The sequence below is a fragment of the Frateuria sp. sgz306004 genome (genome assembly GCF_057750885.1).
Window position 1 is genome coordinate 252,394 of the sequence record NZ_JBYLFE010000005.1, and the last position, 22,419, is coordinate 274,812.

A 22,419-nucleotide genomic window follows, 5' to 3' on the forward strand; every position below is an offset into this window, starting at 1 on the left:
TTTTTTAATGCGCTGCGCTTAGTGCTGCGGCGGCGGGACTTCGGCCGGCTTCGGCGGAGCCTTGTAGTCTTCCAACTCGCGGGCCTTGGTGTCGACCACGCTGATCTTTTTCAGCGTGCCGCCGTCGTCGTAGTACACGGTAAAGCCGTAGTCGAGCTGCAGGCGCGCCATGTACTGCAGGTGCTGCTTGCGGACCTTGGAGTCGTCGCTGGGCTCGAGTAGCACGGTCTTGGGCAAGCGGCCCTGATCCTTCAGGTAGGCAAAGTGGCTGCCCGTATCGAGGGCAGACAGCACCGCGCCATCGACGATGAACTGGCCGCTCTTGTAGGCCTGCACAACGGCGTCGAACTGACTCTTCATGTCCGCGGTGCGAACCTCGTCCTTTGCGCTACCGCGATGGCAACCGGCCAGCACCAACATGCTGCCCAGCAGGATGGCTGCACCCGCGCGGGTCAGCAGCGTGGAAAAACGGGTCATGCGAGTCTCCTGCAATGCATCGGTGTTAACAGGTGGAGTGTAACGCCGCTCCGGCGCCGTGTCGGGCGGCCGGATGGGCTTCGTTCAGGTGCAGTGCGGGGCTCAGGTGCGCGGCAAGGTGACGCCGAGCTGGCCCTGGTACTTGCCACCGCGATCCTTGTAGCTGGTTTCGCATTCCTCGTCGGATTCGAGGAACAGCATCTGCGCCACGCCTTCGTTGGCGTAGATCTTGGCCGGAAGCGGCGTGGTGTTGGAGAACTCCAGCGTCACGTGTCCTTCCCACTCCGGCTCCAGCGGCGTCACGTTCACGATGATGCCGCAGCGCGCATACGTGCTTTTGCCCAGACAGATGGTGAGCACCTTGCGCGGAATGCGGAAGAACTCGACCGTGCGGGCCAGCGCGAAGGAGTTGGGCGGAATGATGCACACATCCGCTTCCACATCCACGAAGCTGGTCGGGTCGAACGCCTTGGGGTCGACGATGGTGGAGTTGATATTGGTGAAGATCTTGAACTCACGCGCGCAGCGCACGTCGTAGCCGTAGCTGGAGGTGCCGTACGACACCAGCTTCTCGTTGTTGCGGTGTTTGATCTGGCCCGGCTCGAACGGCTCGATCATGCCGTGCTGTTCGGCCATGCGCCGGATCCACTTATCGGATTTGATGCTCACTCGTATTCCCCGTGCATTCGCGGCTCCCGCACCGTATCGGGGCTGGGCATAAGGGTCGGAAACATAGCGGATCGACTGCTCCGTCGCCAGTCGAGGGCGAGACCGGACCGTTCAGGCTGGACGACTCTCGAGCGATCCCCACCGAGGCATGCGCCCATCCCGGCGCATCAAAGCTTCGTCAAGCGCATGAAAACATGGAGGAAATGTCGACCAAGCGGCCTGTGGGTCTCATGACAACGCTGGATCGAACGCAAGAATGAGCGGCGCGCCGCTCGTGCCGTCTCAACGAGACGCCATCAACGAAGCCTGCAAGGCAGCCAGTGCCTGCTCGATGCGCGCGCACTGCGACGCATCGCCAAGAATATCGCCTACCTCGCAACCCGCTCCCGGCAAGGGAAGGGTCGTCGATGCCGGTGCCAGCCAATGCGCGGCCATGGTTTGCAGCACTTCCTTCAGGGCGTCCTGCGCATGATGCGAATCGCGCGCAGAGGCGTTCCATTGCGCGACCGGCTTGCCGGGGAATTCCAGGCTGCCCACCAGCCAGTCGAGCAGGTTCTTGAAGGCGCCGGGTATGCCGTGCGCGTATTCCGGGCAAGCGACGAGCACGGCATCGCAGCGACCCACCTGCTCGCGCAATGTGGCGACGGAGGCTGGCAATGCGCGCGCCTCATCGTCGGGATTGAACAGCGGCAAGCAGCCCAGCCCGTCGTACACCGTCAATTGCAGCGACGGCGGCGCCAAGGACGCCGCCGCATGCAGCAAGGCCGTATTACCTGAGCGCTGGCGCAGGCTGCCACTCAGGCATAGCACCTGAAGCGCCGGCACGCCGCCGGCATTCGGACTCACGGCGTGCCCTGCACCATAATCTTGCCCAAGCCCAGCGACTTGTTGCGCGGCTGGCGAGAAAGGCGACCCGCCGTGTTGCGGGCGATCTCGCGATAGCGCGCAGCGAGGTCCGACTCGGGTATGGCCGCCACAGTCGGGGTGCCGCCGTCGGCCTGCTCGCGAATGCGAATATCCAGCGGCAGCGAGCCGAGGTAAGCCACGCCGTATTGCTCGGCCATGCGCTGCCCACCGCCCTCGCCAAAAATGTGTTCCTCGTGACCGCAGTTGGAGCACACATGGGTCGCCATGTTCTCCACCACGCCCAGCACCGGCACCTCCACCTTCTCGAACATCTTGAGCGCCTTGCGTGCGTCGAGCAGGGCGATGTCCTGCGGCGTGGTGACAATCACCGCGCCGGCCACCGGCACCTTCTGCGACAACGTGAGCTGGATATCGCCGGTGCCCGGCGGCAGATCCACCACCAGGTAATCGAGCTGCTCCCAACGACTGTCGTTGAGCAACTGCATCATGGCCTGGGTGACCATGGGGCCACGCCAGATCATCGGGGTTTCCTCGTCCACCAGGAAACCGATGGACATGGCCTGCAAGCCATGCGCCTCCATCGGAACGATGGTCTTGCCGTCCGGCGAGTGCGGCTTGCCGCTGATACCCAGCATGCGCGGCTGGCTGGGGCCGTAGATGTCGGCATCGAGCACGCCCACCTTGGCGCCTTCGGCGGCCAGCGCCAGCGCCAGGTTGGCCGACACGGTGGATTTGCCCACGCCGCCCTTGCCCGAAGCCACCACGATGATGTTCTTCACGCCCGGCAGCGGCGCCAGCGCGCCCTGTACCTTGTGGGAATAGACCCGCGTGCCCACCGAGACCGACGCTGCGGCGATGGACGGATCAGCTTCCAGCGCCTGCTTGACGCGCGCCGTGAGTTCACTCGCGACACCGGCGGAGGGGTAGCCCAGTTGGATATCCACCGATACACGGTCCCCGTCCACGCCCACGGCGCGCAGGGATTCGGCGATGGGCGCGCCGGTATGGGTATCAACAAGCTCGCCGAGGATGTGGCGGACCTGGGCTTCACTTGCCTGCGTCATATCGAAATCTTGGTTCGGTCATGGAGCCCACCATTATGCCAGCCTCCCGCCCCGGGGCCGGTACGCCGCTCTCGCAATGCAGCTTGACGGGCTTGCGCGGCCTCGGTCAGGCTCCGGTCCATACTGTTTCGTACGGGAGGATCCAACATGAAGTCATTGCTTCGCCTGGCGGTCGCTGCGGCCCTCACCCTCACGGCGGGTGCCGTATTCGCCGCCGAGAACACCCCGGTCGGCACCTGGAAGACCATCGACGATGTGACCGGCAAACCCAAGTCCATCGTGCAGATCACCGATGACGGCGGCGAGTTGAAGGCCACCGTGCTGCAGGTGCTGCAATCGGACGAAGGTCCGCACCCGCTGTGCAAGGCCTGCGATGGCGAGCGCAAGGACAAGCCCGTCGAAGGTATGAACATCATGTGGGGCGTGCATCAGGATGGTGACGTGTGGGACGGCGGCAAGATCCTCGACCCCAAGACCGGCAAGGTCTACAAGGTCAAGCTGCAGACCCAGGAAAATGGCGCCAAGCTCGAAGTGCGCGGCTACATCGGCTTCTCCTTGCTGGGTCGCAGCCAGACCTGGGAGCGCCAGCAGTAAGCGCCTCGCCGGCGTCGGCCATCCCGAAGGAAGGTCTGATTCAGCTGTATTTTGATCGTCATCCCAGCGAACGCTGGGATCCAGCGCCTGTAAATACTTGAGCGTAAAGGCGCTGAATTCCTGCTCTTGCCCCCTCTTGGGGTTCGCTGGAATGACGAGCAGCACGTCGTGTAATCAGACCTTCCCTAAGCCGGCGCAGCTTCCGCGCGGTGCACGGCCACGCCACGCGCGACGAACGTCGAGCGCGTGGCGCGATCCGCCGAATGCTCCACCACCAGATGCTGCACGCGTGCCAACTCGGCAACCTGGTGCAGCGCGACGGCTTCCAGCTTGTCGTCGGTAGCCACCACCACCGTCTCGTCGCTGGCCTCGATCATCGCGCGCTTGAACAGCGCCTCTTCGCTATCGAAGCCCCACAGCCCGTGCGCGGCATCGATGGCGCAAGCACCGGGGAAACACAGATCCGCCCGTACCCGCCGCAGTTGCTCCACGGCCTGCGCGCCCACGGTGCCGCCGATGGCCGGCTCCACGCGCCCTCCGATCAGCAACACTTCGAAGCCTTCCCGGTCCAGCAGCAACTGAGCCACCTGCGGTGTGTTGGTGATGACCGTGAGCCCGGCACCCGCCGGGAGCACTGTGGCGATGGCCACATTGGTGGTGCCCGCATCGATCAGTAGCGTTTGCCCGGGGCGCACCAGCGAGACGGCCTTGTGCGCCAGCGCCAGCTTGCGCGCGGAATGCTCGCCGCGTCGCTGCTTGAGCGGCGTGAGTGTGGCCGCCGGCAGCAGCGCACCGCCATACACGCGTTTGCACAGCCCTTGTGCGGCCAGCTCGCGCAGGTCGCGACGAATGGAGTCCTCGGACACATCGAAGGTCTGCGCCAACTCCGCCGCCACTACCCGGCCCTGCCGGCGCAGTTGTTCCAGAATGCGTTGCTGGCGCTCCTGCGGCAGCGCGCCGGGCTCGATGGGTGTCGCCTTAGCCATGGACCGGCTCCGCGATGTCCAACAGCCCCTGCGCCACCAAGTGTTCGCGCAGACCTTTCGCATGCTGGAACCACCAGCCGTGCATGCCCAGCGCCTCGGCGGCGTCCACATTGCGGCGGGAGTCGTCGATGTAGAGCGCTCGGCTCGGCTCTACGTCATAACGGGTAAGCAAGCGCTGATATATGCGTGGATCAGGCTTGATCAGGCGCTCCTCGCCCGACACCACGATGCCCTCGAACCAACCGAGAAAATCGAACAGCTTCCGCGCGATGGGGAAGGTTTCCTGTGACCAGTTGGTCAGCGCCAGCACACGCACGCCGCGGGCCTTCAATTGAGCGAGCAAGGCCACGCTGCCTTCGATTGCGCCACCCAACGTTTCCACCCAGCGCTGGTGGTAGGCGTCGATCAGGGGCGCATAGTCGGGAAACCGGGCACGCAGCACGGCGGTCGCTTCCGCCCAGGGACGGCCGGCATCCTGCTGTTCGTTCCAGCCGCTGTTGCACACATGGGTGAGGAACCACTCCATTTCCTCGGCATCGTCGAATAGCTGCCGGTAGAGTCGGCGGGGGTCCCAGGCAATCAGGACATTGCCCAGATCGAAGATCACCGTATCGATAGGCTTGCTCACGACTTCACCACCTTGGACGACAGACTCACCAACACCAGTAAACCAGCCACGGCACCAAACGCCACTGGCAGGCTGCTCGCATGGGCGACGAAACCGATGAGTGCCGGCCCCAGCAACAGGCCCGCATAGCCGAGCGTGGTGGCGGTGGCGATAGCCACCGCCGGCGAACTACCCGGCAGGCGACCGGCCGCACTGAACAGCACCGGCACGATGTTGGACGCGCCCAAACCGATCAACACAAAGCCCGCCAACGCCACCGCGGTGCTTGGCACCCACGCCGCCAACAGAAATCCGGCCGCCGCCACCAGGGCACCGCAACGCACCGCCCAGGCCGCACCGTACCGACTGATCAGGCGATCACCCGCGAAACGCCCCAGCGCCATGGCCACCGAGAAGCACGCATAGCCCAACCCCGCCGAAGCCGCCGCGACACCCCGGTTGTCACGCATAAACACCGCGCTCCAATCCAGCATCGCTCCCTCGGCCAAGAAGCTGACAAAGCACAGCAGCCCCAGCAGCCACGCCAGGGCATGCGGCATGCCCAGCGGTGCCTTGGTGCCCTGGCTTGCCATGGGGGCGTCGTCGAGCAGATCCCCGCGCAGCCACAGCACCAGCGCCACCAGCAGCGCAGCGAGTCCGCCCGCCGCTGCGAGCAGGGACAAACCCAGCGCAAGCATGCCGGTCATCAGCAGCGCACCCAGCAAGCCACCCACGCTGAACAGACCATGGAAGCCGGACATCAGGCGCCCGCCATCGAGCCGCTCCACGTCCACCGCGTGCGCATTCATAGCCACATCCACCGTGCCCAGCATCACGCCGAAGTAGAACAACACCAGCGTCAGCGCCAGCGCACTCGGCACCCAGGCCAGCAGCGGCAAGGCCACACACATCAACAAGCCCGAGGCCACGATAAGCAGCCGGTTGCCCAGCCAATGCGACAGCCAGCCCACAAAAGGCATCGACACCATCGAGGCCAGGCCGAACACCAGCAGCGCCATGCCGAGTTGGGCGTCATCGAGACCGAGCCGGGCCTTGGCGTAAGGCACCATCGGTGCCCAGGCGGATACGCCCAGGCCCGCCACCAGAAAAATCACGCGGGTGGCACGCCTTGCGCGCGCCACTCGCGATGCATCGGCGACCTCGGCCAACGCGGCCTCGGAATGTACGTTCACGGTGACTCCAGGGCACAGTTCAATTCGTGCACAATGTACATAAACGTGCAAAATCGTGCAAACGTGCGTCTGCCCAGTCATGGCCGTCCAAACCTGGCAGCCCGAAGGCGCCAGGGCATGTGCCGTTCTATGTGGACCGGCTCGCCGCCACGCTCTTCCATGGCGCCTGTTGCACCGGCAAGGATTCGGTCGGCGGCGCAGCACATGCCATAATGACCAACCCACCAGACACCACTGCCGCCCCATGAGCCGACGCCTACTCGTCACCAACGCGCTGCCCTATGCCAACGGCCCGCTGCACCTGGGCCACCTGCTGGGCTACATCCAGGCCGACATCTGGGTGCGCGCGCAGCGGATGCAGGGCAACGAGACGGTGTATGTCTGTGCCGACGACGCGCACGGCACGCCGATCATGCTGGCGGCCGAAAAGGCCGGGCTGTCGCCGGAAACCTATATCGAGGGCATCCGCGTCGGTCACGAGGCGGACTTCGCCGCCTTTGGCGTGGCCTTTGACCATTACCACTCGACCCACTCGGACGAGAACCGCGAACTCGCCTCGCTGATCTACACGCGCCTGCGCGACGGCGGCTTCATCGCCCGTCGCGACATCCAGCAGTTGTTCGACCCGGAAAAGGAAATGTTCCTCCCGGATCGCTACATCAAAGGCACCTGCCCCAACTGCGGCACGCCCGACCAGTACGGCGACAATTGCGAGAACTGCGGCGCCACCTACGCCCCCACCGACCTGATCAACCCGACCTCGGTGATGTCGGGCGCCACGCCGGTGCTGCGTGATTCGGAGCACTACTTCTTCGAACTGGGCAAGTTCGAGCCGCTGCTGCGCGACTGGTTCGGTGGCAAGCTCACCGGCGGCAAGCCGGTGGCCAACAGTGGCGTGGTCGCCAAGCTGCGCGAGTGGCTGGACGGCGGCCTGAAGGATTGGGACATCTCGCGCGATGCGCCTTACTTCGGCTTTCCCATTCCCGACGCACCCGGCAAGTATTTCTACGTGTGGCTCGACGCGCCCGTGGGCTACCTGGCGAGCTTCAAGGCGCTGTGCGACCGCTCGGACCTCAAGTTCGAGGATTTCCTGAGCACGGAAAGCCGCGCCGAGATGCACCACTTCATCGGCAAGGACATCATCAATTTCCACGGCCTGTTCTGGCCGGCCATGCTGCACGGCGCGAACTTCCGCACGCCCACCGCGCTGCACGTGAACGGCTATCTCACGGTGAACGGCGCCAAGATGTCCAAGTCGCGCGGCACCTTCATCAAGGCGCGCACCTACCTGGACGCCGGCCTGCATCCGGAATTCCTGCGCTACTACTTCGCCAGCATGCTGAGCGATACGCCGGTGGACGTGGACCTGGACCTGAAGGCCTTCGAGGAGCGCGTCAATTCGCACCTCATCGGCAAGTGGGTCAACATCGCCAGCCGCACCGCCGGCTTCGTGCACAAGTATTTCGATGGCCGTCTCGCCCCCGCCTTCAGCCATGAAGAGCAGGAACTGTGGCGCGAACTGCTCTCGCACTACGGCGACGTCCCTTCGCTGTACGACTGCGGCGAATTCGCGGATGTAGCACGCCGCTTCGTCACCATGGCTGACCTTGTGAACGGCTACATCGCCGCCAAGGCGCCGTGGGCCATGGCCAAGGACGATTCGCGCCGCGAAGAGCTGCACCAGGTGTGCTCGTTCGCACTGGCCGCGTTCCGCCTGCTCTCGGGCCTGCTCAAGCCGGTGCTGCCTGCCACCGTGGCGGCCGCCGAGCAGTTCCTCGCCGCGCCCATTACCGGTTTCGACGATGCGCGAGCGGAACTGCACAACCACACCATCAATGCGTTCGAGCCACTGCTTGGCCGTATCGACCCCAAGCACGTCGAAGGCATGGTGGAAGCGTCGAAGGACTCCCTCGCGCCCACCGAGCCCAAGCCTGCTCCCAAGAAATTCAAGGACACCAGCAAGACCATGACCGAAGCCAGCACCACCCCGGCCGCCACCGACGTCGCCGCCACCATCGCCATCGACGATTTCGCCAAGCTCGACCTGCGCGTGGGCAAGGTGCTCGTATGCGAATTCGTGGACGGCTCGGACAAGCTGCTGCGCTTTGAGCTGGACGCCGGCCCGCTGGGCAAGCGCCAGATCTTCTCCGGCATCCGCGCCGCTTATGGCGAGCCGGAAAAGCTGGTGGGCCGCAACGTGGTGTTCATTGCCAACCTGGCGCCGCGCAAGATGCGCTTTGGCTTGTCCGAAGGCATGATCCTGTCCGCCGGCGACGGTGGCGGCGACCTGTTCCTGCTGGACGCCGACCAGGGCGCGCAGCCCGGCGCCACCGTTCGCTGAGCCACACATGACACTGGCTGACCGCATCGACGCGCTGCTGCCGCAGACGCAATGCGAGCAATGCGGTTACCACGGCTGCCGCCCCTATGCGGAGGCGATCGCACGCGGCGAGGCACCCATCAACCAGTGCCCGCCCGGCGGCGCCGCCGGCATCGCCAAGCTGGCGGCGCTGCTCGATGTGCCCGTGCTACCGCTCGACCCGGAGCACGGTATCGAAAAGCCGCGCACGCTGGCGCGCATCGTGGAGGCCGACTGCATCGGCTGCACCAAATGCATACAGGCCTGCCCGGTAGACGCCATCGTGGGCTCGGCCAAGCTGATGCACACGGTCATCGCCGCCGATTGCACTGGCTGTGAACTGTGCGTGCCGGCCTGCCCGGTCGACTGCATCGTGCTCGAACCCATGCCGCTCGCCCAGGTCGAGGACCCCGCCCACGCCGATGCCGCGCGCGCGCACTTCCAGCGCCGTGAAGCACGGCTTGCGCGCGAGAAGGCCCAGCGCGAGGCGGAGCTCTCGGCGCGCAAGGCCGATGTGAGCGTCAATGCAGCCGCTGCCAATCCGGTACTGGCCGCGCTGGCACGGGCACGCGCGAAACAGCAAGGAAAGCCCCAGTGAAAAAAGCCGACGTCGTCGAGCTGTTTACCCGCCTGCGCGAACTCGATCCGCACCCCACCACGGAACTCAACTACACCACGCCATTCGAGTTGCTGGTGGCGGTGGCGCTGTCGGCGCAGGCGACGGACGTTGGCGTGAACAAGGCCACCAAGAAGCTGTTTCCGGTGGCCAATACGCCACAGGCGATGCTCGACCTGGGTGAGGAAAAGCTCAAGCAATACATCTCCACCATCGGCCTGTTCAATGGCAAGGCCAAGAACGTCATCGCGATGAGCCGCATCCTGGTGGACCAGTACGACGGCGAGGTGCCTCGCACGCGTGAGGCACTGGAGGCGCTCCCAGGCGTGGGACGCAAGACCGCCAACGTGGTGCTCAATACGGCTTTTGGCCATGCCACCATCGCCGTGGACACGCACATCTTTCGCGTCTCCAATCGCACCGGCCTCGCGCCTGGCAAGGACGTGCGCGCGGTGGAAGACAAGCTGGAAAAAGTGGTGCCCGCCGAGTTCAAGCAGGATGCGCACCACTGGCTGATCCTGCACGGCCGCTACGTGTGCAAGGCGCGCAAACCCGATTGCCCACAGTGCGTGATCCGCGACCTGTGCCGCTTCAAGGACAAGACGCCCAGCGCCGCATGACGCGCGCCTGACTGGCGCCAAGGCTTGTCACGGCGTCGACACAAAGGCTCTCTAGGGTACGCGCGGATATCGCAATTTATTGCGACGCAGAGACGCGCATGAAGAAGAAAACCCTCGCCACCCTGTTGTGGGGCATGACGGCAGGCACCGCGGGCGATGCCCTGGCTAGCGAAGCTGTCGAACTGTTCGTGGATCGCAAGACCAAGCAGATCTTCGCCGAACCAGGCCCCGATCGCGTGCGGCTGGGCAAGTTCGTGCAAGTGGACGAAGCCGCGACTCCCTTGCCGCCGGCGGCCGTGACGTCCACGCCCCCAGCAACGCCACCGGCCGACGCACCCAAACGAGGCGACAGCAAGAAGTGGTACGACCGCATCGCCCTGCGCGGCTATCTGCAGATGCGCTACAACCACGGCATCGGCGCGGAAGCCTCGGCGCTGCGCTCGCCCGGCGACCGCTTTATCGGCGACGACCAAACCATCGGCATGCGTCGCGCACGCTTGGTGCTGAGCGGCGACATCGCCGACAACGTATCGATCTATCTGCAACCGGATTTCGCCAGCACGCCCAGCGGCTCCAGCACCACGCATTTCGGGCAACTGCGCGATGCCTATGCGGACATCTACTTGGACCCCCAGCGTGAATTTCGCCTACGCGCGGGCCAATCCAAGATCCCCTACGGCTGGGAAAACCTGCAGTCGAGCCAGAACCGTCTTTCGTTCGATCGCGCCGATGCGCTCAACTCCGGCGTACGCGATGAGCGCGATCTGGGCGTGTTCTTTTACTACACGCCCACCGAGATCCAGAGCCGCTTTCAGTATCTGGTCAAATCCGGCCTCAAGGGCTCGGGCGACTATGGGGTGTTTGGTATAGGCCTCTACAACGGCCAGGGCGCCAACCGCGCCGAACGCAACAAGGAAACGCATGCCGTCGTGCATGTCACTTATCCTTTCAAGTTCGACAACGGGCAGTTCCTGGAAGTAGGCGCGGACGCGTATACCGGCCGCTTCAAGCTCGCCACGCCCACGGCCATCACGGTGGACAAGCGAAGCTTCACACCAGTGGACACCTCGCCCGACAGCGGTGCCCAGGACCAACGCATGGCAGTACATGCCATCTACTATCCGCAGCCATTCGGCCTGCAAGCGGAGTGGACGGTGGGGCGTGGCCCACAACTGGACATGGCCAAAGGCGTGATCCGCACCCGGCCGCTTCGTGGAGGTTATGTGCAAGCCATGTACAAATTCGATATCCGTCGCAGCGGCAGTTGGATGCCCTACCTGAAATGGCAGACCTATCGCGGTGCGTCCAAGTTCGATACGAACAGCCCCTGCATGCTGGTCGATGAGACGGAGCTGGGCTTGGAGTGGCAACCGATCACGGCCATCGAACTGACCATGGCATACGCGAACATGCGACGCACCCACGTGAGCACGTCGCCATACGCAACGCTCAAGGGCGATCTGCTTCGCCTGCAATTGCAGGTGAATTTCTGATTGTTGCCCCCGGTGTGTCGCGCGAGTGCGATAGCCTTACCAAAACGTCACGACGACTTTGCAAAGAGCATGACCTGTGGCCTATGCGCGCTTGCGCGGCGCGCAAAACCTCAGCGTTTCCTCATCGTTTCGTGCAACTTCCTCAAGCTTGAAGCGCGCTGAGCGACTATGGTCGAGCCTCCCCCGGACAGTCATCCCCGTTAGGAGGCTTACCATGAAGCGCCTGATACTCCCCGCCGTCATCGCGCTTGGCCTGGTCTGCGTCGGCCAAGCACAGGCCGCTGTGGAAACCTATACCGTCGACCTCAACGGCTACGCCGTCATCGGCTTTGTGGGCAACACGCCCGCCGAATTTGCCCGCGCCCAGCAACTGGCCAACAGTTGGGAGCTGCAACGCCACTTGTTGCTCAAACCCCAATCGATCAAAGCCGTGGCGGTCGACCGCACGGAAGGCTCGGCCATGAGCCAACTCGAACCCCAGCAAGCCATCGTCCAAACCGCCCTCGCGAAGAACCCCTAACCGACACACCGCAAGCATTTCCGCAGCGCCTGCTTTCGGACGCTGCCACAGGGAGGATGACGGCCGGCCACGCCTGCCGTCATCCTTTTTTATGGATGCCCTGCGATGCGGCCGTCGCAGCTTGCCTGCGAGGCAACGCCCGTCTTGGAATGGTGCATGACTGCGCCGCAGCCGAGCGGACCAACGCATCCTTAAGCCCTTCTCCACCCCGCTCACACGCAGCCATTGACGGCACGCGCCGCACGCGCCACCGTGAAGCCTCCCGGTGCGTCGCACCGGCAAAAGATCCACAAAAGGAACAGGCCACATCATGGCGAAGGGTGACGGCGGCCAACCGCGCCCTTTTCGGGCCGATACGGGTGCTAGCGCATGCATATTCTGCTGGTCGAGGACGACGCCGAGCTTGGCGCAGCCATCAAACACGCACTGGAACACCAATCCTATGCGGTGACCTGGCTGCGCGATGGTCGAGAAGCCATGGAGGCCCTGCGCGGCGAACCGGTGGACCTGGTACTGCTGGATCTCGGCCTGCCCGGTAAAGACGGCCTGGAGGTGCTCGCCGAAGCGCGCCGGGCCGGCGTGAAAACTCCGGTGCTCGTGATGACCGCGCGCGATGCATTGGAAATGCGCATCCGCGGCCTGGACTTGGGCGCCGATGACTATCTGGTCAAACCCTTTCACCTCGGCGAATTGGCTGCGCGCATCCGCTCGCTCACGCGCCGCACGCAAGGCCTGGCCGACAACCTCGTGGAAGTGGGCGGTCTGCGCCTGAACCTCGCCACGGCCGAAGTGGAATTTCGCGGCGAAAAGGTGAGCCTTACTCGACGCGAGTTCGCCTTGTTGCGCGTACTGATGGAGCGCGCGGGCCGCATCGTCCGCCGCGAGACGCTGGAAAACTCGGTCTACGGACTGGACACCCTGGTGGAGCGCAACGCGATTGAGGTGCAGGTGCACTGGCTGCGCCGCAAATTGAGCCCCGAGGTGATCCACACCGTGCGCGGCATCGGCTACATGATTCCGCGCGAGCCGCAATGAACGCCCACCCCGCCTCACTCCGCACCCGCCTTACCTGGCTGATCATCGCGGTGATGATCGTGGTGCTGATTCCGCTGGGCTGGATCAGCTACCGCCGCGAATTGCGCGAAATGAACGAACTGCTCGATGGACGACTAGCCCAGGCTGGTCGCACCCTCGGCACGCTGATCGCGCACGGGCAGTTGCCGATGCGTGATGCGGACCTGCCCGACATCGCACAGAACGGCGATGGTCGCCATCACGGCGTGGTGGTGTCGGTGCACCCGCACAACTACGAACCGGAAGTCGGCTTTCAGGCGTACGACCCCAAGGGCGAACTGATCGCCGCCACCTCCAACCTCGCCGACCTCTCTGCGCCCACGACCGACGAACGCGGCTTTCGCGACATCCAGCACGAGGGCCGACGCTGGCGCACCTTCACCCTGCAGAACCGCGCCAACCTGGTGATCCGCATCGGCGAACGCTCGGACAATCGCCAGGACATCGCGCGCGGTCTGGTGATCGAGCACACCCTTCCCCTGCTGATCGGCCTGCCCTTGCTCGCACTGCTGGTGAGCCTGGCGGTAAAACGCGGCCTGCGACCGGTTTCGCTGCTTACCGACATGCTGGATAAACGCACGCCAGGTAGTCGTACGCCCATGCCGGCTGGGCTCGCCCCCAGCGAGATCAAACCGCTGATCGTCGCGCTCAACCAGCAATTGGAACGGCTGGAGGATGCGCTGGACCGCGAGCATCGCTTCGCCACCGACGTGGCCCACGAACTTCGTACGCCATTGGCCGCCACCATGATCCATCTGGAAAGCGCCATGATCGCGGACGACCCGGCCGAGGTGGAATACACCGTGCGGCACGCCCAGCAGAGCATGGCGCGGCTGGGACGGCGCATCGAGCAGATCCTCGCGATGGCGCGCCTGGAGGCCGGCGCGGCGTCCCAGCAACGCACGTCGCTGGATCTGGCGAGCCTGGCCACCGAAGTCATCGAGGAACTGGCACCGCTGATCGTGGAAAAAGACATCGCCGTGGGCCTCAACCACGACGACCACCCCATGCACGTCATGGGCCACGAAGTGGCGCTGACCGCCATGTTACGCAACCTGATCGAGAACGCCCTGCGCTACACCGAACCCGGCGGGCAGGTAGACGTGGCGATCCGGCGCGAGGGCGGCCTGGCCGTCATCGATATCTGCGACAACGGCCCCGGCATTCCCGCCGACCGCCGCCAGGCGGTGTTCCAACGCTTTCATCGCGAAGTGGAAAGCGCTACCCGGGGGTACGGGCTGGGCCTGAGCATCGTGCAGCGTGCGATCGAGCTGCACGACGCCTCCGTCGAATTGCTGGAGTCGCCGCTGGGGCGCGGCCTGTTGGTTCGCATCCGCATGGCGGCGCAAGCGGGCTGATATCGCGCTGCGGCGGCGGTGTCGCAGCACCAGGGCACTGGATCCCGGCTTTCACCGGGATGACGAGCCAAAACGCTGGATAATCAGCGCGCTCATGACCCCCGAGACGTGATCACGGCGAAAGCCGGGATCCAACGTCTCCGCCCCCCATCGAGCAACTCGCAAAGCCTTCGCACCACCTAGCCAGCTTGCTTTCAGCCGCCCAAAAGGTTCCCACAAGATTGGCCCGCCATCATGGCGACATCGGGCACGTGCCCTCGCCTTGAGCCACGCCATGACCAGCCGCCAACGCCTCGCGCACGCCGCCGGACCACCCCGGCGCCTTTCGTAAACCCCGATAGCTCCTGCGACGACGGTATCGCCGTTGTCTCGTGGCGCCTGCGCGCGCCGATGTTTCGCTGGAACGCCCATGCTTGGTCTCGTCCGAATCGCCCTTTCGCGACCGCTCACCTTCATCGTGCTCGCGGTACTTATCCTTATCGCCGGCCCGCTGGCCGCGCTGCGCACACCCACCGACATTTTTCCGAACATCGGCATTCCGGTGATCAGCGTGGTGTGGACCTACACCGGCCTGCCGCCCGACCAGATGTCCGGCCGCGTGGTGTATTACTACGAGCGCCAGCTCAGCACCTCGGTCAACAACATCGAGCACATCGAATCGCAGTCGTTGCCGGGCATGGGCATCGTGAAGATCTTCTTCCAGCCCGGCGTGGATATCCGCACGGCCACGGCGCAGGTCACCTCGATCTCGCAGACGGTGCTCAAGCAGATGCCACCCGGCATCACGCCGCCGCTGATCCTCAACTACAACGCATCCACCGTGCCGATCCTGCAGATGGCGCTGTCGAGCAAGCAGTTGTCGGAATCCAAGATTCTCGATCTTGGCCTGAACATCATGCGCCCCATGCTCACTTCCGTTCCCGGGGTGGCCGTGCCCACGCCTTACGGTGGCGCGGCGCGTCAGGTCACGCTGGATCTGGACCCGCGCGCGCTGGCCGCCAATGGCTTGTCCGCGCAGGACGTAAGCAACGCGTTGGCCGCGCAGAACCAAATCATTCCGGTGGGCACGGCCAAGATCGGCACCTACGAGTACCACGTACAGCTCAACAACAGCCCCGAGGCCATCGACCAGCTCAACCAGTTGCCGGTCAAGACCGTGCGCGGCGCCACCATCACCCTGGGCGACGTGGCCCACGTGCGCGACGGCGCGGCACCGCAGACCAACATCGTGCGCGTGGATGGCCATCGCGCCGTGCTGATGCCGGCGCTCAAAGTGGGCGATGCATCCACCCTGGCCGTGGTTTCGGGCATCAAGCAACTGATGCCACTGGTGAAGGAGTCGCTGCCGGATAACCTGAAGGTGTCGCTGCTGAGCGACCAATCCACCTTCGTGAAAGAGGCGATCTCCTCCGTGGCGCGCGAAGGCATCATCGCCGCGCTGCTCACCTCGGTGATGATCCTGATTTTCCTGGGCAGCTGGCGCTCCACCGTGATCATCGCGGTGTCCATTCCGTTGGCGATCCTCTCGGCCATCGCTTTGCTCTCGGCCACCGGGCAGACGCTCAACGTGATGACCCTGGGCGGCCTCGCACTGGCGGTGGGCATTCTGGTGGACGACGCCACCGTCACCATCGAGAACATCAACTGGCATCTTGAGCAAGGCAAGGACGTGCACACCGCCATCATGGATGGCGCCAAGCAGATCGTCACGCCCGCCTTCGTGTCGCTGCTGTGCATCTGCATCGTGTTCGTGCCGATGTTCATGCTTAACGGCATCGCTGGGTTCCTGTTCCGCCCGATGGCGCTGGCGGTGATCTTCGCCATGGCTTCCTCGTTCTTGCTGTCGCGCACGCTGGTGCCGACCATGGCGATGTACCTGCTCAAGCCCCATCACACCGAGACCGGCCCGGGCGACCATCCGGAAGATGCCTACATCAATCATCACGAGGGTGACCAGCCAGCCAAGCGTCGACGTGGCCCGGTACTGGCCGCCATGGTCGCCTTCCAACAGCGTTTCGAGCATCGCTTCTCGCAGGTGCGTGACGTCTACCACGCCACGCTGACCGCCGCGCTGGGCCATCGCCGCACGTTCGTGATCGGCTTCCTCGGCTTCGTGCTCGCCTCCTTCGCGCTGCTGCCGTTCCTCGGTCGCGATTTCTTCCCCGATGTGGATGCCGGTGCCATCGCCCTGCACGTACGTGCACCCATGGGTACGCGCGTGGAAGAAACCGCCGCGGAGTTCGATCACGTAGAGGCAGCCATCCGTCGCGCCATTCCGCCGGATGAGCTGGAAACCGTCATCGATAACATCGGCTTGCCGCTGTCGGGCGTGAACATGGTCTACAACGCCAGCGGCACCATCGGCCCACAGGACGGCGACATCCAGGTGGTACTGAAGGAAGGCCACGCGCCCACCGCCGACTACGTGCGCAAGCTGCGCGCGCTGCTGCCGCGCGAGTTCCCGGGTACGCAGTTCGCCTTCCTGCCGGCGGACATGAGCTCGCAGATCCTCAACTTTGGCGCGCCCGCGCCGCTGGACGTCACCATCGCCGGCCGTAACCTAAAGGCCAACGAAGCCTTTGCCACGGAGATCATGAAGCGCCTGCGCGCGATTCCGGGCATCGCCGACGTGCGCCTGCAACAGAGCACCAGCTACCCGCAGCTCAACGTCAACGTGAATCGCACGCGCGCCGACGAACTGGGCGTAACCGAACGCGACGTCACCAACAGCATGGTGGCCTCGCTGGCCGGCAGCTCGCAGGTATCGCCGGCGTTCTGGCTGAATCCGAAGAACGGCGTGTCCTACCCCATCGTGGCCGCCACGCCGCAATACAAGATGGACAGCATGGCCGACATCGCCAGCCTGCCGGTGACGCCGGCAAGCAAGGGCGCCAGCCAGGTGCTGGGCGGCCTCGCCACCTTCAGTCGCGTACCGAGTGCGGCCGTGGTGAGCCACTACAACATCATGCCTTCGTTCGATATCTATGCCGCCGTGCAGGACCGCGACCTTGGCGCCGTCGCCGGCGACGTGCAGAAGGTGCTCGACGAGGCCGCCAAGAACCGTCCGCGCGGCACGCTGGTGAGCCTGCATGGCCAGGTGGGCACCATGAACGAGGCCTTTGGCGGCCTGGTGTTCGGTTTGGTGGGTGCGATCGTGCTGATCTACCTGCTGATCGTGGTGAACTTCCAGTCCTGGCTCGACCCGTTCGTGATCATCACCGCCCTGCCCGCGGCGCTGGCCGGCATTGTGTGGATGCTGTTCCTTTCGCACACCACGCTGTCCGTGCCCGCACTCACCGGCGCCATCATGTGCATGGGCGTGGCCACCGCCAACTCGATTCTAGTGGTGAGCTTCTGCCGGGAACGCCTGGCCGAACATGGCGACGCCATGAAAGCGGCGCTGGAGGCTGGCTTCACCCGTTTCCGTCCGGTCTGCATGACCGCGCTGGCCATGGTCATCGGCATGCTGCCGATGGCGCTTAGCCAGGAACAGAACTCGCCGCTGGGCCGCGCCGTGATCGGCGGCCTGCTGTTCGCCACTTTCGCCACCCTGCTGTTCGTGCCGGTGATCTTCAGCATCGTGCACGGCCGCGAGCAGGAGGCACCTGCTTCCCTCCTTGGAGAATCCGCTCATGTCGCATGACGCTCCCGCCACGACGCTGTCGCGCCCGCCCAAGCTTGGCCGCGCTGTACGCATCGGCCTGGGACTGGCCGTGCTCGCCACCATCACCGGCCTTTCGGTACGTGCTTACGACTACCACCGCGTGGTCAAGTGGACCGACGCGCAGATGGTGCCCACCGTGCAGCTGATCGCACCCGAGAGCGCCGCCGGTCAGCAGGCCATGACCTTGCCAGGCCACCTGGACGCGTGGATCAGCGCGCCCATCCACGCACGCGTCAGCGGCTACCTCAAGAGTTGGCACCGCGACATCGGCAGCCAGGTTGCAGCGGGCGACATACTGGCGGACATCGACACGCCGGAACTCGACCAGCAGTTCGAGCAAGCCAAAGCCGGGCTCGCCCGCGCCAAGGCCAACGCCAACCTCGCCACGCTGACCGACAAGCGCTGGAAGAACCTGCTCGCTTCCAACTCCGTCTCCAAGCAGGAGGCGGACGAAAAGGCCGGCGAAGCCGAGGCTGCGCAAGCGAACGTGCTCGCGGCCCAAGCTGATGTGGATCGCATCGCGGCACTAGAAGCCTTCAAGCACCTCACCGCACCTTTCGCCGGCACGGTGACCGCGCGCAACACCGACATCGGCGACCTGATCAGCGCCAACAATGAGAACTCACCTTCGCTGTTCACCGTTTCCGATACCAGCCGCATGCGTCTGTACGTGGAAGTGCCGCAAGGCTATGCCGATGCGATCCGTCCCGGCATGACCGTGCAGTTGGATGTGCCCGATCATCCGGGCGAGCAATTCACTGGCCACCTCATCGGCAACTCCGGCGCGGTGAATCAGGCGTCCGGTGCGTTGCTTGCGCAGTTCGAGGTGGACAACCCCAAGGGCGAACTGCTGCCTGGCGCTTATGCCGAGGTGCATCTGCCGATGGCTGCCAACAGCCACACCATGACCGTACCCGCCACGGTGTTGATCTTCCGTGCGCAAGGGCCGCAGGTGGCTGTGCTGGGTGCGGACGGCAAGGTACAACTGCGCGACGTGCACATCGCGCTGGATCTCGGCGATCGCTTGCAGATCGACAAGGGGCTGCAAGCGGGCGATCGCATCATCAATCATCCCTCCGACTCGCTGATGCAAGGCGACCGCGTGCAGGTCGCCAAGGCTAGCGACGCCAGCGCCGAACAGCCCAAGGCGGAATGAGCCCATGAAACCGTGCCTGCCTTTGCTGCGCCGCCTGTTGCCCCTGGCCCTGGTAAGCCTGCTGCCAGCGTGTTCGCTCGCACCCGCTTACCAGAAGCCCGACGTCGGCGCCTTGCCCACCGCGTTCGCCGGGCAAACCGCTGATGGCCTGTGGGCCCCTGCGCACCCCACCGATACCGCCCCACGCGGCAACTGGTGGTCGGTCTACGGCGACACGACGCTCGACCGGCTGGAACACCGGCTAGACAGTGACAACCCCACCCTTTCCGTCGCTCTCGCACGCTACGACGCCGCGCGCGCCGTGGTGGGCGAGCTGCGCTCGGATCTGTATCCGCACCTTGGCGTGGGCGCTAGCGACCTGCGCAATCGCCAATCGAACAACCGCCCCTTGCGCGGCAGCAACCAGCCCAACGAATACAGCGCCGACACCGTGGGTTTCGGCGCCTCCTACGAACTGGATCTGTGGGGTCGCGTACGCAACGAAGTGGCCGCTGGCAAAGCCGATGCCGCCGCGTCCGCCGCCGATCTGGCCTCGGTCAAGCTGAGCCTGGAGGCACAGTTGGCCGACCTCTACATTCGCCTGCGCGGCTACGACGTGGAAGACCGCATCCTCAAGGACACGCTCGACGCGTATCAACAAGGCTTGGACCTCACCGAGCGGCGCTTCCAGGGTGGTATCGCCAGCGGCCTGGACGTGAGCCGCGCCAAGACGCAGCTCTCCGATGCCATGGCACAGGTATCGGAACTGGAAGCGCAGCGTGCGCTTACCCAGCACGCCATTGCCAGCCTGGTTGGCGAGCCGGCCAGCAGCTTCGCGCTGCCGGCGGACACCTCGCCGATGAGCGTGCCGGCCATTCCGTTGGGCGTGCCGTCGCTGCTGCTGCAACGACGCCCGGACATCGCCGCCGCCGAGCGACGCGTGTTCGCTGCCAACGCCGAGATCGGCGTGGCGCGCGCCGCGTTCTTCCCACGCCTGAGCCTGTCGGCCGTTCTGGGTTGGCAGGATACCGGCATGGGTTCGCTGCTCACCGCCGGCAACCGCTATTGGGCACTGGGGCCGGACCTGGCGATGACGCTGTTCGACGGTGGCCTTCGCCACGCCAAGGTGCAGGCGGCGCAAGCGAACCTGGATGCGGCGTCGGGTCAGTACAAGGAAATCGTGCTCGGTGCTTTCCAGCAGGTGGAAGACAACCTCACCCTGCTGCAACAACTCGGCAAGGAGGCGCACCAGCAAGACGATGCGGCCAGCGCGGCGCATGACTCGCAAACCATCGCCACCAATCGTTATCGCGAGGGCGCGGTGAACTACCTTGATGTGGTCAGTGCACAAACGGCCGCACTGCAAGCCGAGCGCAGCGCGCAACAGGTACGTACCCGTCGGCTGCAAGCCAGCGTGGATCTGATCCGCGCCCTGGGCGGCGGCTGGGATACCGCGCAGCTGCCGGCCGCCGATATGGCGGCGGCCGACAGCACCTCCCGAGCCCGCTGACGCGACGGTCCTACCTCCGTCTTGTCTGCCCGGGGACCAAGAGGCTGCGCGCGAGGGGAAGGGGGTACGCGCAGCACTCTTTCATGACGAGCGACCCTATGCCGCCCGTCGCACGCCTTCGACTCGCTGGTTGAGCTGTTGCCAGTCCACGACCAGCTCGCAGCCGCGCGCCGAGGCGTTGCGACCCCATTCGCGCAGCAGCTCCAGACAAGCCTGATCGACGTGATGGAGACGATCCACCACCAACTGCAGGCGGGTATTGGGCGGCACCCGTTCCAGCGTACGCGCCACCGACGGCACGCGCAGGAAGGTGGCCGAACCTTCCAGGCGCAGCGACGCGGTACCCGGCTCATCGTGACTCTCCAGACCCACCTTCAGGCGCGCCGCGTGCAGCGCAAGTCGCAGCAGCGACAGCGCAAACCCCACCAGCACACCCGTTAGCAGATCCGTCGCCACGATGGCTGCAGTGGTACCCACGTAGATCCACGCGGTGCCCTTGCCGTACTGCGCCAACGCCTTCACCTGCTTGAAGTTCACCATCTTCACGCCAGTGAACACCAGGATGCCGGCCAGGCACGCCACCGGCGTCATGCGCATCAGCCACGGCAACAGCGAAGCGAACACCAGCAACCACGCACCATGCAGAATAGTGGCCATGCGCGTGGCGGAGCCGGCCTGCACATTGGCAGCACTACGCACGATCACGCCGGTCATCGGCAGCGCGCCGAGAAAACCGCACAGCATGTTGCCGACGCCCTGCGCAGTAAGCTCGCGGTCGTACTGCGTGCGCACGCCGTCGTGCATGCGGTCCACCGCCGCCGCCGACAGCAAGGTCTCCGCACTGGCGATGAAGGCGAACGTAACCGCAGCGATCAGCAGCGACGGCTCCAGCAGGCCCGACAGGCTGCTCCACGTAGGCAGCGTCACGGCCGACATCAGGTTGGAGGGTACGTCCACCTTCTTCACACCCAGGTCCATCAACTGCACGAACGCTGTGACGGCAACCACGGCCAGCAATGCACCCGGCACAAAACGCAGCTTGGCCGGACGAAGTTTTTCCCAACCCAGCATGATGGCGATCGTGGCGATACCCACGCCCATGGCCGCGAGGCTACCGGCCTCGCCCTGCACCGCATCAATCACGGCGCCGGGAAGCGCGGCGAAATTCTCCAGGCCGCGCGCCTTGGGCAACGCATCGATCAGCACGTGCAGCTGTGAGGCGACGATGAGTACGCCGATGCCCGACAGCATGCCGGCCACCACGGCCGGCGAACACATGCGGAACCACACGCCCACCTTGCTCATGCCCGCCAGCACCTGGATCAGGCCCGCCAGCAAAACCACCGGACCCAACGCCGCCACGCCGTGCTCACGCACCAATTCGAACACGAGCACGGCAAGGCCGGCCGCCGGGCCACTCACCTGCAGTGGCGAACCGGCGAACATGCCCACCACGATGCCACCGATGATGCCGGTGATCAGGCCTGCCGCCGGTGGCATGCCTGAGGCGATGGCGATGCCCATGCACAAGGGCAATGCCACCAGGAACACCACGATCGACCCCAGCAAGTCGCGTCCGAATAGACCTTGCGAGAAGTAGTTCTTCAACACGT

At 64.9% G+C, this 22,419-nt stretch carries 19 protein-coding genes; 11 read left to right on the plus strand and 8 right to left on the minus strand.

The genetic code is table 11. From position 1 onward, the window contains the following. Positions 1-18 precede the first annotated feature (18 nt). The 4 genes from AC3G2C_RS12575 to apbC all read right to left on the minus strand — a co-directional run bounded on the left by AC3G2C_RS12575 (position 19) and on the right by apbC (position 3,077). Positions 19-477 (minus strand): hypothetical protein, encoded by a 459-nt coding sequence (locus tag AC3G2C_RS12575; RefSeq protein ID WP_488384955.1) that lies wholly within the window; start codon positions 475-477, stop codon positions 19-21. Between the two features lie 102 nt (positions 478-579). Further along, a complete protein-coding gene (gene dcd / locus AC3G2C_RS12580) occupies positions 580-1,146 on the minus strand; it encodes a dCTP deaminase (protein ID WP_488384956.1) in 567 nt (188 codons plus the stop codon). A gap of 282 nt (positions 1,147-1,428) precedes the next feature. Continuing rightward, positions 1,429-1,992 (minus strand): NADPH-dependent FMN reductase, encoded by a 564-nt coding sequence (locus AC3G2C_RS12585; protein WP_488384957.1) that lies wholly within the window; start codon positions 1,990-1,992, stop codon positions 1,429-1,431. Beyond that, positions 1,989-3,077: an iron-sulfur cluster carrier protein ApbC gene (apbC, locus tag AC3G2C_RS12590; RefSeq protein WP_488384958.1), complete on the minus strand. Its 1,089-nt coding sequence runs from the start codon at positions 3,075-3,077 to the stop codon at positions 1,989-1,991. Before apbC ends, AC3G2C_RS12585 begins: the two co-directional genes overlap by 4 nt. A 147-nt stretch (positions 3,078-3,224) precedes the next feature. Here apbC and AC3G2C_RS12595 point away from each other — a divergent pair, with 147 nt between their 5' ends. After that, positions 3,225-3,671: a DUF2147 domain-containing protein gene (locus tag AC3G2C_RS12595; RefSeq protein WP_488384959.1), complete on the plus strand. Its 447-nt coding sequence runs from the start codon at positions 3,225-3,227 to the stop codon at positions 3,669-3,671. Between the two features lie 185 nt (positions 3,672-3,856). Here the strand turns inward: AC3G2C_RS12595 and AC3G2C_RS12600 are convergent, their stop codons facing one another. From AC3G2C_RS12600 to AC3G2C_RS12610, 3 genes are read right to left on the minus strand one after another with little or no spacing between them, the layout of a single operon-like run. Then, positions 3,857-4,657, minus strand: a complete 801-nt coding sequence (locus AC3G2C_RS12600; RefSeq protein WP_488384960.1) for a DeoR/GlpR family DNA-binding transcription regulator — start codon at positions 4,655-4,657, stop codon at positions 3,857-3,859. Continuing rightward, complete coding sequence (locus AC3G2C_RS12605) at positions 4,650-5,285, minus strand: HAD family hydrolase (protein ID WP_488384961.1); 636 nt, start codon at positions 5,283-5,285, stop codon at positions 4,650-4,652. Before AC3G2C_RS12605 ends, AC3G2C_RS12600 begins: the two co-directional genes overlap by 8 nt. Then, the gene (locus AC3G2C_RS12610; protein WP_488385192.1) at positions 5,282-6,406 is read right to left on the minus strand and encodes an MFS transporter; all 1,125 of its coding nucleotides are present in this window, start codon (positions 6,404-6,406) and stop codon (positions 5,282-5,284) included. The genes AC3G2C_RS12605 and AC3G2C_RS12610 overlap by 4 nt, the downstream gene beginning before the upstream one ends. Before the next feature lie 295 nt (positions 6,407-6,701). Here AC3G2C_RS12610 and metG point away from each other — a divergent pair, with 295 nt between their 5' ends. The 10 genes from metG to AC3G2C_RS12660 all read left to right on the plus strand — a co-directional run bounded on the left by metG (position 6,702) and on the right by AC3G2C_RS12660 (position 20,806). Then, positions 6,702-8,798: a methionine--tRNA ligase gene (gene metG, locus AC3G2C_RS12615; protein ID WP_488384962.1), complete on the plus strand. Its 2,097-nt coding sequence runs from the start codon at positions 6,702-6,704 to the stop codon at positions 8,796-8,798. A gap of 7 nt (positions 8,799-8,805) precedes the next feature. Beyond that, entirely contained in the window at positions 8,806-9,414 is a 609-nt protein-coding gene (locus AC3G2C_RS12620; protein ID WP_488384963.1) for an RnfABCDGE type electron transport complex subunit B, read from the plus strand. Then, the gene (nth, locus tag AC3G2C_RS12625; RefSeq protein WP_488384964.1) at positions 9,411-10,052 is read left to right on the plus strand and encodes an endonuclease III; all 642 of its coding nucleotides are present in this window, start codon (positions 9,411-9,413) and stop codon (positions 10,050-10,052) included. Before AC3G2C_RS12620 ends, nth begins: the two co-directional genes overlap by 4 nt. Positions 10,053-10,150: 98 nt before the next feature. Next, the gene (locus tag AC3G2C_RS12630; RefSeq protein WP_488384965.1) at positions 10,151-11,545 is read left to right on the plus strand and encodes a porin; all 1,395 of its coding nucleotides are present in this window, start codon (positions 10,151-10,153) and stop codon (positions 11,543-11,545) included. A gap of 214 nt (positions 11,546-11,759) precedes the next feature. Next, the gene (locus tag AC3G2C_RS12635; RefSeq protein ID WP_488384966.1) at positions 11,760-12,065 is read left to right on the plus strand and encodes a hypothetical protein; all 306 of its coding nucleotides are present in this window, start codon (positions 11,760-11,762) and stop codon (positions 12,063-12,065) included. Between the two features lie 369 nt (positions 12,066-12,434). Continuing rightward, positions 12,435-13,100 carry a response regulator gene (locus AC3G2C_RS12640; protein ID WP_488384967.1) on the plus strand — a complete coding sequence of 222 codons (666 nt, stop codon included), beginning with the start codon at positions 12,435-12,437 and terminating at the stop codon, positions 13,098-13,100. After that, the gene (locus AC3G2C_RS12645) at positions 13,097-14,497 is read left to right on the plus strand and encodes a sensor histidine kinase (RefSeq protein WP_488384968.1); all 1,401 of its coding nucleotides are present in this window, start codon (positions 13,097-13,099) and stop codon (positions 14,495-14,497) included. The genes AC3G2C_RS12640 and AC3G2C_RS12645 overlap by 4 nt, the downstream gene beginning before the upstream one ends. 409 nt (positions 14,498-14,906) lie before the next feature. Further along, the gene (locus tag AC3G2C_RS12650; RefSeq protein ID WP_488384969.1) at positions 14,907-18,140 is read left to right on the plus strand and encodes an efflux RND transporter permease subunit; all 3,234 of its coding nucleotides are present in this window, start codon (positions 14,907-14,909) and stop codon (positions 18,138-18,140) included. After that, positions 18,130-19,317 carry an efflux RND transporter periplasmic adaptor subunit gene (locus AC3G2C_RS12655; protein ID WP_488384970.1) on the plus strand — a complete coding sequence of 396 codons (1,188 nt, stop codon included), beginning with the start codon at positions 18,130-18,132 and terminating at the stop codon, positions 19,315-19,317. Before AC3G2C_RS12650 ends, AC3G2C_RS12655 begins: the two co-directional genes overlap by 11 nt. A gap of 4 nt (positions 19,318-19,321) precedes the next feature. Beyond that, complete coding sequence (locus tag AC3G2C_RS12660; RefSeq protein ID WP_488384971.1) at positions 19,322-20,806, plus strand: efflux transporter outer membrane subunit; 1,485 nt, start codon at positions 19,322-19,324, stop codon at positions 20,804-20,806. Between the two features lie 96 nt (positions 20,807-20,902). On the opposite strand, the gene AC3G2C_RS12665 is transcribed toward AC3G2C_RS12660, so the two are convergent. Further along, positions 20,903-22,414 carry a SulP family inorganic anion transporter gene (locus AC3G2C_RS12665; RefSeq protein WP_488385193.1) on the minus strand — a complete coding sequence of 504 codons (1,512 nt, stop codon included), beginning with the start codon at positions 22,412-22,414 and terminating at the stop codon, positions 20,903-20,905. Between the last annotated feature and the right edge of the window lie 5 nt (positions 22,415-22,419).